This window comes from Symmachiella macrocystis (assembly GCF_007860075.1).
Classification (GTDB): Bacteria; Planctomycetota; Planctomycetia; order Planctomycetales; family Planctomycetaceae; genus Symmachiella; species Symmachiella macrocystis.
The window spans coordinates 1-13,050 of sequence record NZ_SJPP01000003.1 but is presented as its reverse complement, the minus strand read 5'-3'; the positions used below and the strand labels follow the sequence as shown (position 1 = coordinate 13,050).

Sequence of the window (13,050 nt, the reverse complement as noted above, 5' to 3'; positions counted from 1 at the left end):
ACTTGCGAAGCCGCATTATCAACGAAGCCGACCGCTTCGGCAAGCGCGCGAAGCCAGTTGGTTTCAGGAGTATTTACCAGTGGCGATTGGCTATGAGAAATCGTTTTTACCGAGAACAATGCGTCGGCACAGGCTCCTGGCAGTCAGCCCACACAATTGCAAACGCTATTTTATAAATGCCGTTGACTAAATGCCCGTCGGGGGATAGTTTGGAGATATTGACTGGATTCTGTTGTTCCTGATCGGCAAAGAAAGTCACCGCGATGGCACTTCGCATGATTCGCTGTTCGTCCTGGGCGTGCTTGTTATTAGTCCAGTTGACGACCGTAACCCATGCGGCGGATCAAGTTCCTGATTTTGAAGCTGAAATTGCCCCGCTGTTGATCAAACGCTGCGTGGAGTGCCACCAAGGCAGCAATCCCTCCGGGAATTTGGTTTTGACGGGCGAAGAAGGATTGCGCAAAGGAGGAGATAACGGTGCGGTGATCGATGGGGAATCGCCTGAGGAGAGTTTTCTGCTTTTGCGCGTTCACGAAGGAGAAATGCCGCCGGCCATTAAGGGAATCCCACAGAAACTGCCGGCCGAGGAAGTGCGCCTGCTTGAACGTTGGGTTGCCGCTAAGGCGCCTTGGCCGAAAGGACGGACGTTGGATTGGTTTGAACGGACCAACGAGGTTCGTGCGGGACGCGACTGGTGGTCGCTGCAGCCGATCCGCCGCCCGAATGTGCCGCAGCTGAAAACAAAACCGCAACCAGCAAATCCCATCGATGCGTTTGTTCTCGCGCGACTTGAACAGGTGGATATGGTGCCCGCTCCCCCGGCGGACAAACGGACGTTGTTGCGGCGACTGTACTACGACCTCATCGGTCTACCACCCACGCAAACGCAGATCGAAAAATTTGAAGCGGACGATTCACCGACAGCATGGGAAACGGCCGTCGATGAACTTCTGGCTTCGCCGCATTACGGGGAACGCTGGGCGCGATATTGGTTGGATTTGGCTCGCTATGCCGACACTAGTGGCTATGAGCGCGATCAGGAAAAGCCGTTTGCTTGGAAGTATCGCGATTGGGTTGTTGATGCGCTCAATCACGATATGCCGTATAACCAGTTTGTCGTCGAGCAATTGGCGGGGGACGAATTGCCCGATCGCAACGAACGGTCGGTGATTGCCACCGGATTTCTTCGCCTGGGAACCTGGAACGATGAACCCAACGAGCCGCTGGATTATCAATACGACCGTTTGGAGGACATGGTGCACACGACCTCCTCAGCGTTTTTGGGGATGACGGTGAAGTGTGCCCGTTGCCATTCCCATAAGTTCGATCCCATCACTCAAGAAGATTACTACCGAATGGGCGCTACTTTCTGGGCGGGGCCGATTGCCGCGCGGAGCCGCAAGTTTGTGGGGGGGCCGAGTCCCGAGGAATTGGAAGTGAACGACGTACTTGGTTGGACCGATCTGGGAGCGAAACCGCGTCCGCTGTATCGTCTCCTGAAAGGCGAACGGGAGCAGCCGCTGGAAGAAGTGACACCGGCATCGTTATCGATGGTTGAGGAGCTGGAATATGATTTCGATCCGCCGGCAGCCGACGCGAAAACAACCGGACGCCGTTTGCAGTTGGCGCGTTGGATGACACACCCCGACCATCCGTTGACGGCACGGGTGCTTGTCAATCGGTTGTGGTTGCATCACTTTGGGGAAGGGATCGTTCGTTCGCCGAACAACTTCGGTTTCTTGGCCGATCCGCCGACGCATCCGCAATTGTTGGATTGGTTGGCAGCGGAATTTCAAAGCGGCGGTTGGACGATAAAACGCATGCACCGCTTGATTCTGACATCCCAAACCTGGCAGCAGTCATCGCTGCATCCCCAGTATGCTGACTACGAAGTGAGAGATAGCGGCAATCGATTCTGGTGGCGGGCGGAGCGGCAGCGGTTGGATGCGGAGGCGCTACGGGATTCGATGTTGGCAACGACCGGGGAGTTGGATCTGCGGTTGGGCGGCCCAGGTTTTCGGCCATCAATCAGTGCTGAGGCCTTGGAAGGGCTTTCGATGAAGTCGAGCGCCTGGCAGGCCTCGCCTCAACAGGAACAACTGCGGCGCAGCTTGTACATGTTCTCGAAACGGGGCCTACTGCCGCCGATGATGACGACCTTTGATTTTTGCGATGTGACTCAATCCTGCGGGCAGCGCGACGTCACAACCGTCCCGACCCAGGCGTTGGCACTGATGAATAATCGGTTTGTGCATGATCGCAGTGAAACGTTGGCGCGGTCGATTGCCGCCAAGACGGATGATCCCAGCGAACAGGCGCAGCAGCTGTGGTCGCGCGTCTTAGAACGCAATCCGACCAGTGTTGAAATGAAAATGGCGGTGAAACATCTCGCGGATCAGTCGCGCCGCTTTGCAGCACTGCGACGTGAGGAGGCGGAACAGGCCAAGCAGCAGAAGCTGACACAGCACGAAGATTTACGAGAATCATTGGTGCTGCACTTAAAGGCCGACAGCGGCATTTCCGTCGATGCGGAGGGACGCGTTTCGCAATGGAAGGACCAGTCGGGACACGAACACCATGCCACAGCTGCTGAGAAAGAGCAACAACCCCGTTTGGACAGTGACGGGTTCGCCGGACGCCCCGTTGTAGTGTTAGACGGTCAGGGGAGATTTCTCAAGCTCAACGGAGCGGTGCTGGATCTGCAAGAATTCACAATCCTTGCGGTGGTCAATGATCAGGGGGAAACTGGGCATCGGGAAATCATCTCCAATTGGAACGGCGCAGCCGGCAACGCCGGGACGTCGTTGTTTTTGGGACTTACGGATAAGGACACCGTAAGATTTTGCGATGTGTTTTCCATTGCAGGGAAAATCGTCGATCAGCGTAATCCGTTCGTACTCACCGCGCTCAATGGAGAGGACCGGTCGGCCGTCTTTTTTAATGGCGGCGAAATTCTCTCGCGTAATGGTTCCTTACCGCCGCGAAATCTCTCGACGGCGTGGGTGATTGGCCAGCAGGGGAACATTAACGGCGAATACTGGAACGGCGGGATGGCGGAAATCCGTGTTTATGCGCGGGCGTTGTCCGACGCGGAACGGGAGTCCGTCGAACGCGCGATGCTGACGGAGTATAAAATCCCCTCGGCTATACCGGCTGCGAAAAAGTTGCTTCCCCCCGAAACGCTGGCGCTTGCGTCGCTGGCACATGTGCTGTTGAACTCCAACGAATTCCTCTATGTTGATTGAGGTTGGCGATGTCGAATCAAAAAATGTTTCCTTGCGGCAAGAACCGTCGCGAATTCGTGTGGGAGATGGGAGGCGGGTTTGCCGGTTTGGCGCTGGCGAATTTATTGTCCGTCGACGGATTCTCCCCAAACCGTGCGCGTGCTGCCGAAGCGGTGCCGACGGCCAATCCGACAGCCGTTAAGGAACCGCAGTTTCCAGCGCGGGCGAAGTCGTGCATTTTTTTGATGATGAACGGGGCGCCGTCGCAGGTCGACACGTTTGACTACAAGCCGGAATTGGAGAAGTTCGCCGGCAAACAATTGCCCGCTGACAAAAAGTTCATCAACTCCGGCGGCCGGCGCATGGGATATTTGACACCGGCGTGGCGAAAATTTCGGCCCGGCGGTGAAAGCGGGTTGTTGGTCTCGGACTATTTTCCCAAGGTCCGCGAGCACGCCGATAAACTGTGTGTCATCAATTCCTGCCACACCGACAGTCACGCGCACGGTTCCGCGCTGGTGGCGATGAACACCGGCAAAACATTGATCGGTCGGCCCTCGCTGGGGAGCTGGAGTGTCTATGGTCTCGGCTCGGAGAACGAAAGTCTGCCGGGGTATGTGGTGATTCTCGACAAACGGGGCGGGCCGATTGGTGGGCAGCCGAATTGGTCGAGCGGATTCATGCCGGCGACGTATGCCGGGACTCTGTTTCGACCGGTGGGCGATCCGATCTTGGATCTGAAAGGTCCCGGGCACATTACGTCGGCAGTGCAGCGGGAACAGCTTGATTTGTTGGCCAAGATCAATCAACGCCATCTTGATGAACGGCCCGGTGGGCGCGAGTTATCGGCCCGCATCAGCAGTTACGAACTCGCCTATCGCATGCAGTCGGCGACTCCCGAAGCGGTTGACTTGTCGCAAGAGAATGAGCAAACGCTCGAGATGTATGGTGTGGGTAAAAAACCGACTGACGAATATGGCCGCAACTGTTTGATTGCCCGGCGTCTGGTCGAACGGGGCGTGCGGTTCATTCAGCTCTATTCGGGAGGTGGCCATCTTGAAGAGACGTGGGATGCGCACGAAAGCATTGAAAAGAATCACGGCCGGCACGGTGCGGAGGTCGACCAACCGATTGCGGCCTTATTGACCGACCTGAAGCAACGCGGTTTGTTGGATGAGACGTTGGTCGTCTGGGGCGGCGAATTCGGACGCATGCCGTTTAGCGAAGGCAAAGATGCTCCGGGCCGCAATCACAATCCTTACGGATTCAGCATGTGGCTGGCTGGTGGCGGCGTCAAAGGGGGGACGACCTATGGCGAGACCGATGAATTTGGTTTTGAAGCAGTGAAGAACAAGGTGCATCTGCACGATTTGCACGCGACGATTTTGCATGCGATGGGGCTAGACCATGAAATGTTGTCCTATTTCCACCAGGGGCGTGAAGAGACTTTGACCGATGTGGGCGGCCATGTGATTCACGACGTTTTTGCCTGAAGTGAGATCTCTGAGTGGCATGCAAAGTGAATTGGCAGCCAAAGGAAACCGCATGAAAAGTTTTGTGTCATCCCAACCGCAATTGCTCAGTCAGATGAATGAGCGGATGGTGTTACGGGTCTTGCAGGCCAATGGGCCGCGCTCGCGGGCCGAGGTGGCGCGGCTGGCGGGTGTGACGGCGCCGACGGTTTCTAAAGCGGTTTCGTCGTTGTTGCGCTCGGGGATGTTGGAGGAGTTTGACACCAGCGAAACCATGCGTGGCCGGCCCGCCAAACGGTTGCGGTTGGCCGAAGTTACGGCACAGGTCGTGGGAGTGGTGATTGATTCTCCCACCTGCCGTATTGTGACGACCGGACTGGATGGCCGCGTTGGTTCGGGAACGCACGCGGAGTTCAAAACGCCGCGAACCTACGGGCAGTTGGTTGATGACATCGTCGAACAAGTTTCGTCGCTACAATTAGTTGGCGGTGTTAACACGCTGGGCATTGGGATTAGCCTGCCGGGTCTGTTTGATTCGCGCGAAGGGCGTTCGATTCTCTCTCCCAATGTGCCAATCACCAACGACAGTTGCTTGGGGCGGGATTTGTCCGAACGACTTGGCTTGGAATGCGTCGTGCTCCAGGAGTCCGATGCACTCTGTCTGGCGGAACGGCATTACGGCCTTGCCCGGGGGGTGGACGACTTTGCGATGCTCGATGCCAGTACCGGGATCGGTTTGGGGGTGTTGATCGGTGGCCGTTTGCTGAAGGGAAAAAGCGGTCTGGCGGGCGAAATCGGTCATTTGCCGATGGTGGAGGATGGTCTCGAATGCGGCTGCGGACGGCGGGGCTGTTTGGAGACCATCGCCAGTGACCGCGCATTGGCGCGGCTGGTGTCGCAGCGCGTCGGCCGGGAAATGAGCATCGAGCAAATCGTCGAACAAGTCCGCACGGGACGTCTCGATGTCACGGCCGAATGGGAGGCTGTTGAGCGGCCGTTGGCATTCGCGCTGGTGACGACGATCAATTTGTTCAACCCGCAGACGCTGTTTGTGCACAGTCGCATGTTGGATATCGACGGCGCGTTTTTTGAGCGGTTAATCCAACGAACGGCGTCGATGGCGCTGGCGCCTTCGTTTGCGGATTGCCGGATTGAACGGGCCCGCGGCAGCAAGCGGGAAGGGGCGGTCGCCGGAATCATCGAGCATCTGACTGACGCGCGCGTGTCGGAATCGCACGCGCATTCGGTCAATGTGCTTTGAGAATCGTCGTTGTGTCGCCGCTATTTCTTCTTGCGGAACACGTGCGTTGCATTTCCCATCAGGCCTTCGGCGGCTTCCATGATGGTTTCAGACATCGTGGGATGTGCGTGGATCGTTTCGGCGACATCGCGGACATTGGCGGCCATCTCGATGGCTAGTACGCCTTCGGCGATCATTTCGCCGGCACCGACGCCGACGATTCCGACGCCCAATATGCGATCGGTTTCCGGGTCGGAGATCAACTTGGTGATCCCTTCGGTGCGGGCTAATGTTTGCGCACGGCCGGAGGCGGCCCAGGGGAACCGGAAGGTGTTCACTTCGCGGCCCTCGGCTTTGGCTTCGGCTTCGGTGAGTCCGCACCAAGCCAATTCGGGATCTGTGAAGACGACAGCGGGTATTGCATAGGGATGGTAAGCGGCTGGCTCGCCGGCCAACGCCTCCACGACGACCTTGGCCTCATAGGTCGCCTTGTGGGCCAACATCGGATCGCCGGCGACGTCACCAATGGCCATGAGGCTGGGATCGGTCGTGCGGCGTTTGTCGTCGACTTTAATGAAGCCCCGCTCAGTGATTTCGACCTTCGTGTTTTCCAAGCCCAAATTGCGGCTATTGGGTGAACGGCCGACGGAGATTAAGACGCGATCGAAAAGCTGCGATTTCTCTTCGACTTCGCCCGACAGTTCGACCGTAATGCCTTTTTTGCCGGGGACCAGTTTTTCGACCTTGGTGTTAAGCAGTATGGAATGGAATTGAGAATCAATGCGCTTCGCCAATGGCCGTACGAGATCGCGGTCGGCACCGGGCAAGAGACCGTCAGTCATTTCCACAACGGTGACCTTGGAGCCGAGGGCGGCGTAGACCGAGCCCATTTCTAAGCCGATATAACCTCCGCCGACGACCAACAGTCGTTGGGGAATGTCTTCCAGCGCCAAGGCGCCGGTGGAATCCATGATGCGGGGGTCATCAATCCGCAAGGGACCGGGAATGACCGGGGAAGACCCGGTGGCGATAATCGCCTTGTCGAAAGTGAGCTTGCTCGTCTCGCCTTCTTCGGTCTTGAGTTCCAACGTATTGGAGTCGAGAAACGTCCCGCGGGCGCGAACCAGTTCGACGCCCCGCGCTTTGCAAAGTCCTTCGATGCCGCCGGTGAGTTGGCCAACGACGCGATCTTTCCAGCCGCGTATTTTATCGATATCGATCTCTGGAGGTTGAAACGTCACACCCCAGTCGGCCGCTTCCTTTGATTCGTTGATTAGTCGCGCCACGTGCAAGAGGGCTTTGGACGGGATGCAGCCGCGATTGAGGCAGACGCCGCCCGGTTTGACCCCTTCGTCGACCAAAGTGACTTTCATTCCGGCATCGGCTGCTGCAAATGCAGCGGGGTAACCGCCGGGGCCGCCGCCCAAAACGACGAGTTCCGTATCAGACATATCGTATTTCTCTTGTGGTCGTTACAGTTGTGCTCAAGTACAGATTGAATCCTCGCCCCGGCTGCATGCTCAGGGGAGCGTGCTGAAAGCAACCTTCCCCCCCCAAGCGTTTGGTTGTCAAACGTTTGCCAACAGGCCGAAGGGTTGCGCGAGCAGAGCCGAGAGACGTACGACAAATTTTGCCGCGTCGGCTCCGTTGATCACGCGGTGGTCGTAGGACAACGACATCGGCATCATCATCCGTTCTTCTAATTTGCCATCGACGAGCGCCGGTTGGGGTTGGGCTCGTGATAATCCTAAAATTGCCACCTCCGGGTAATTCACGATCGGAGTAAACGCCGTGCCCCCGATGCTGCCCAGGTTGGTGATGGTAAAGGTGGCCCCTTGCATTTCGGCCAAGACCAACTTGCGCTCCCGCGCTTTTTCGGCGAGTTGGGCGAGTTCGTCCGCAATTTCCATGATCGACTTGCGGTCCGCGTTTTGAATCACAGGGACGACCAAACCGTGATCCGTGTCGACTGCGACGCCGATGTGATAGTACTGCTTGAGGATCAATTCCCCCGATTCCATATCCAGGCTGCTGTTGACGTGCGGCATTTCGGTGAGGATTTGCACGCAGGCTTTGAGCGCGATGGCCGTCATGGTGATTTTCGGACCATTCTTACCGCTGGTCGTCATGAACTGTTTGCGGACCTTCTCCAATTCCGTGATGTTGGCCAAATCATGTTGCGTCACATGCGGAATCACCTGCCACGACGTACTGAGTTGGTCTGCTGCGGTACGGTTGAGTTTGCTCAACCGTTTGCGTTCGATCGGACCAAACTGCGAAAAGTCGGGTAGGGGAGGGGCAGTTCGCATACCGCTGCCCGATGCTGTATTTTGCAAACGCGATTTCACATAGCCTTCGACATCCTCTTGGACGATTCGTCCGTCCGGACCCGTGCCGCTGACATCGTGCAGATCAACGCCCAGTTTTCGCGCGAAACGGCGGGTGGAGGGGCCTGCCGGAGGCGGTGGCCGGTGATCGGGCGCGGTCGCCTCCATCGCCGGTTGAACCGTTGGAGTGTGAGAGGCGGCCACGACGGGGGCTGCTTCTTTTTTGGCTGGCGCTGATTCGGTTTTGGCAGCGGCCGGTTCAGGCTCAGCGGCGGCTGGTTCGGCCTGCTTGGTCTCGGTTGCTTCGCCGGAGGGGGCTGCGGCTTCCTCGTCGATCGTCAGGATCACCGAACCCACGGAGACGCTGTCCCCTTCGCTAAAGTGAATTTTTTTCACCACGCCGGCGTGCGGACAGGGTAACTCAAGGACCGCTTTTTCGGTTTCCAATTCCATGACCGACTGTTCGGCTTCGATTCGGTCCCCTTCCTTGACCAGCAACTCGGCAACCTCAGCTTCGGCAATGTTTTCTCCCAATTCGGGGAGACGAAATTCAATCGACATAGTGCTATTTCGTTAAAATTTAGTCGTATGTTGAATCTACGTGTACAGCAGATGTCCGACGGTCCGCTCGCTCCACCATAAAGCATCGACGGTGTACGGACAATTCTTACGCGGAAGCCGGGTTGACTTGTTCCGGGTCGATCCCCAACGCTTTGATTGCTTCGGGCAGACGGGACTTCTCAAAATGGCCGTCGGCCACCAATGCCGAAAGTGTTGCGTACGCGATATATTCGGCATTCATTTCAAAGTGCTTTCTCAATGCTTCCCGTGAAGCACTGCGTCCGAAACCGTCGGTGCCCAAGGTCACGTAGCGACCTGGAATCCACTGCCGGATTTGTTCGGGCACCAAACGGACGTTGTCGCTGGCGGCGATAAAAGGCCCGGAGTGATTGCTGAGTGACGTCTCTAGAAAACTGTGTTGCGGTTTTTCCTCAGGATGCAGGTGATTCCAACGTTCGACCGCTTCTGCATCGCGGGAGAGTTCGCTGTAACTGGTCACGCTCCAGACGTCGCAGTCAATGTCGTACTTTTCGCTGAGAATGGCTTGTGCACGGTGTGATTCACGTAGAATCGGCCCGCTGCCAAAGAGTTGCGGTCGCTGCGAGGACGACTTATCGGCTGGTGTCTTGGAAAGAGGATGCAGCCCTTTCAAGATCCCTTCTTGCGCCCCTTCGGGCATCGCCGGCATGTCGTACACTTCGTTGTAGACCGACAAGTAGTAGAAGATTTCCTCCCCTTCGCCGTACATTCTCTGCAGCCCGTCTTGAACGATCACGGCGACTTCATAAGAGTAGGCGGGGTCATACGCTCGCAAGTTGGGGACGGTCGTCGCAAATAGTTGGCTTTGGCCGTCCTGGTGTTGTAGCCCTTCACCGTTGAGCGTTGTCCGGCCGGAGGTTCCACCCACGAGAAAGCCTTTGGTACGGGAATCCGCCGCGGCCCAGATCAAATCGCCGACGCGTTGGAAGCCGAACATCGAGTAGTAGATGTAAAACGGAACCATGTTCACGCCAAGATTGCTGTAGGCGGTCCCGGCAGCGATGAAGGACGAGATTGCCCCCGCTTCGTTGATGCCCTCTTCCAGAATTTGGCCGTCTTTGGCTTCCTTGTAGTAGAGCACCTGATCGGCATCGACCGGTTCGTAGAGTTGTCCCTTGCTGGAATAAATACCGCATTGACGGAACAACGCTTCCATCCCAAAGGTGCGGGCTTCATCGGGAATGATCGGTACGATCCGCTTGCCGATGTTCTTATCCTTGAGCAAGTCGCTGATAATCCGCCCGAAGGCCATGGTGGTGGCCATTTCGACGCCACCGTGCAGCACTTTCTTGTCGAATTTATCGAGAGGCGGAATCTCCAAGCGGTCGGTGGTCGGCGTCCGCGCGGGGAGAAATCCACCCAATGCTTCCCGTCGTTTCAAGAGATATTCCATCTCCGGACTGTCATCGGCGGGCCGATGTAGAGGGGCTTTGGTGACTTCTTCGTCGCCTATGGGAATGGCGAAGCGTGAGCGGAATTCGCGCAGTTCCTCTTCGTTCAATTTTTTCTGCTGGTGTGTAATGTTGCGGCCTTCTCCCGCTTCACCCAGTCCATAACCTTTGATGGTCTTGGCCAGGATGACCGTCGGAGCGCCAACGTGGTTGACCGCCGCATGGTAGGCAGCAAAGACTTTTTCGGGATCGTGTCCGCCGCGATTGAGTTTTTGTAACTGTTCGTCCGACAGGTGGTCGACCAGATCGTGCAACTCTTTGTTTTCGCCAAAGAAGTGATCGCGGATATAGGCGCCCCCTTCGACCACATATTTCTGGTATTGGCCGTCGACGACTTCACCCATGCGTTTGACTAATAAGCCGTCTTCGTCGTCTTCCAACAGCGGATCCCAATCGCTGCCCCAAATGACTTTGAGGCAATTCCAGCCAGCACCACGAAAGGCGGCTTCTAATTCTTGGATGATTTTTCCATTACCACGGACCGGCCCGTCCAGGCGTTGCAAGTTGCAGTTGATGACAAAGATCAGATTGTCGAGATGCTCGCGGGAGGCCAACGTAATGGCTCCCAGCGTTTCCGGCTCGTCGACTTCACCGTCACCGACGTAACACCACACATGCGATTTCGACGTGTCGGCCAGTCCACGATGTTCCAAATACCGTAAAAACCGCGCGTGATAAATCGCGGAAATCGGTCCCAGTCCCATCGAAACCGTGGGGAATTGCCAAAAATCAGGCATCAGCCAGGGATGCGGATAGGATGATAGTCCCGAGCCACGCGGGATTTCTTGCCGGAATTGAATCAACTGCTCTTCGGTCAACCGACCTTCCAGAAATGCGCGGGCATAGATTCCCGGTGCGGCATGGCCTTGGAAATAGACGAAATCGCCGAATTGATCTTCGTTGCGGGCCTGGAAAAAGTGATTGAAACCGATTTCCAGCAGCGTTGCAGCGGAGGCGTAGGTGGAGATATGCCCGCCAATGCCCGAACTGGCAGCGTTGGCGCGAACGACCATCGCCATCGCGTTCCAGCGAATCAGACTCTTAATCCGACGTTCGATGGCCCGATTGCCGGGGAAACGGGGCTGTTGATCGTGGCGAATTGTGTTGATGTAAGGGGTGTTGGCCGTAAAGGGCATGGCCACACCGGCTTGGTAGGCTCGCTCTTGCAAAACCGACATCATCTGACGTACGCCGTCGGGTCCGTGGCGGTGTAACAGATCGTCGAGCGATTCAAACCACTCGTCTAATTCGCCCGCATCGATCGCCTGAGGTGTTTCGTCCATCACTAGTTGAGTCTCGTAGGAAGTAGGGAAGGTTAGCTTCGCGACTTGAAAATCCATCGCTTCGTCCAATCATCTCTGGCCATTTTAGGGGATGAAATCAATGTTCGTAGTCTCAACGCAGGATTTCCAAGTATTTTTATGGCCATAACGGCGATTTCGCCCGCTACGACATTTTCCCAAACATGGAAAATAATTGAGAATTGGCCATGGGAATTGCTTCCACTGTCAGGTTTGGCACAGCAACAGGTCGCGACTGTACGGGTTATGGGGTATGAAACCGCGTTTTTGGCGAGAACTGAGCGGTTTTTTTAATCGTGAATACACAATGATTCAGAAATCAGTACCCCGGAATTATCGTTTTTGGGAATCCGGCAACACGAAATTTGAATGGGGGAAATTACTCCGGAATGATTTCGGCGTGTTTCGTCCGGGAGAAACAAGAAGAATCCAGAGTTCACGGGCGAAACTGCGACCGCGGCTCCCCCCAAGGCACTTTTATTCTTGGTGAAATTGTCAAATCGGCCGATGTGCAGCGATTGTCTTGTAAAAATGCTGACGTGGCGACAATTTCAGTTCCACCGAGCCATCCTGCTAGCGCGTTCGCTGCCACCGCACCCGACGAAGCGAAAAGTACCCGGTCGGTCGCGTGAATATCACGGTTGGTCTTCCCGTGATGTCAGCCATTGACTAACACTTGCGACGTCGAGAAGCGCTGCTGCCTTGAGTTGCCGACTCGTAGTAGGAGATGAACTTCTTCACCGAGACTCGTTTGATGGCTTGGCCGATCACCTTGAGCGGCAGGTCCTCGAGTTTTTTGAAACGCACGCACGATTTGCCCATGTTCAGTTTCTTACCGGTTTTTGCCCACGCTTCGCGGAACCAGGTTTCTTGTCCCGGATCGCTATATGTACACATGAGGTAAATCGACATGTAATTCTTTTGCGAAGCCAGAGATGCGAATGGCAAGGGTTGTTGGGGATTGCAATGATAACCTGCAGGATAAATGCTGTGTGGCACGTAGTAACCAATCATGCCGTATTGCATTCCTTCCTCGTAACCGCTGGGCAAGTTTTTAAGAATGACCGCGCGGACTGCCTCAATCGCTTCGTGACGGTCGTCGGGCAGTTCGGCTAGGTATTGTTCAACGGTCGTGGCTGTGCTTTTGATGGCTCGCTCTCCCGGCAGTCGTCTTCGAATTCCACGTGAGTTGATTCTCTCGTGATCTTCATCTGTTCGCTAGTCCAGAGCGCCCGCCGGCGGGAACGCACTCTCCCCCGTAAACCTTGCGCTGTTTCGCTACTTGCCGCAGTTTCGTTGATCGCTGTGATCCTGGCGACCGTTGTGAGTCCTCTAATGAGATAGCGGCTTGTGGTTTTCTGCTGCGCTGCGAGGGGGTTCCTGCCGAAGCTTTACCAATAATGCCTCGTCAGATTGTTTCGCCCCTGATCCGTTG

Annotated in this window: 7 protein-coding genes; 3 read left to right on the top strand and 4 right to left on the bottom strand. The window is 56.1% G+C overall.

Translation table 11 applies throughout. The features are described from left to right. The first annotated feature begins 263 nt into the window (after positions 1–263). The 3 genes from CA54_RS23475 to CA54_RS23465 are packed head-to-tail and all read left to right on the top strand — an operon-like array spanning position 264 to position 5,957. A complete protein-coding gene (locus CA54_RS23475) occupies positions 264–3,245 on the top strand; it encodes a DUF1553 domain-containing protein (protein WP_146373456.1) in 2,982 nt (993 codons plus the stop codon). 8 nt (positions 3,246–3,253) lie between these two features. After that, entirely contained in the window at positions 3,254–4,717 is a 1,464-nt protein-coding gene (locus tag CA54_RS23470) for a DUF1501 domain-containing protein (RefSeq protein ID WP_146373455.1), read from the top strand. A gap of 52 nt (positions 4,718–4,769) precedes the next feature. Then, positions 4,770–5,957: an ROK family transcriptional regulator gene (locus CA54_RS23465; RefSeq protein WP_197532767.1), complete on the top strand. Its 1,188-nt coding sequence runs from the start codon at positions 4,770–4,772 to the stop codon at positions 5,955–5,957. Between the two features lie 20 nt (positions 5,958–5,977). On the opposite strand, the gene lpdA is transcribed toward CA54_RS23465, so the two are convergent. From lpdA to CA54_RS23445, 4 genes are all read right to left on the bottom strand, one after another. Beyond that, positions 5,978–7,387: a dihydrolipoyl dehydrogenase gene (gene lpdA / locus CA54_RS23460; RefSeq protein WP_146373453.1), complete on the bottom strand. Its 1,410-nt coding sequence runs from the start codon at positions 7,385–7,387 to the stop codon at positions 5,978–5,980. A 117-nt stretch (positions 7,388–7,504) separates the two neighbouring features. Then, the gene (locus CA54_RS23455) at positions 7,505–8,824 is read right to left on the bottom strand and encodes a 2-oxo acid dehydrogenase subunit E2 (RefSeq protein WP_146373452.1); all 1,320 of its coding nucleotides are present in this window, start codon (positions 8,822–8,824) and stop codon (positions 7,505–7,507) included. Positions 8,825–8,930: 106 nt separating this feature from the next. Beyond that, positions 8,931–11,597: a pyruvate dehydrogenase (acetyl-transferring), homodimeric type gene (aceE, locus tag CA54_RS23450; RefSeq protein WP_146374168.1), complete on the bottom strand. Its 2,667-nt coding sequence runs from the start codon at positions 11,595–11,597 to the stop codon at positions 8,931–8,933. A gap of 687 nt (positions 11,598–12,284) precedes the next feature. After that, positions 12,285–12,764 (bottom strand): DUF1801 domain-containing protein, encoded by a 480-nt coding sequence (locus CA54_RS23445; protein ID WP_146373451.1) that lies wholly within the window; start codon positions 12,762–12,764, stop codon positions 12,285–12,287. Positions 12,765–13,050: the final 286 nt, after the last annotated feature.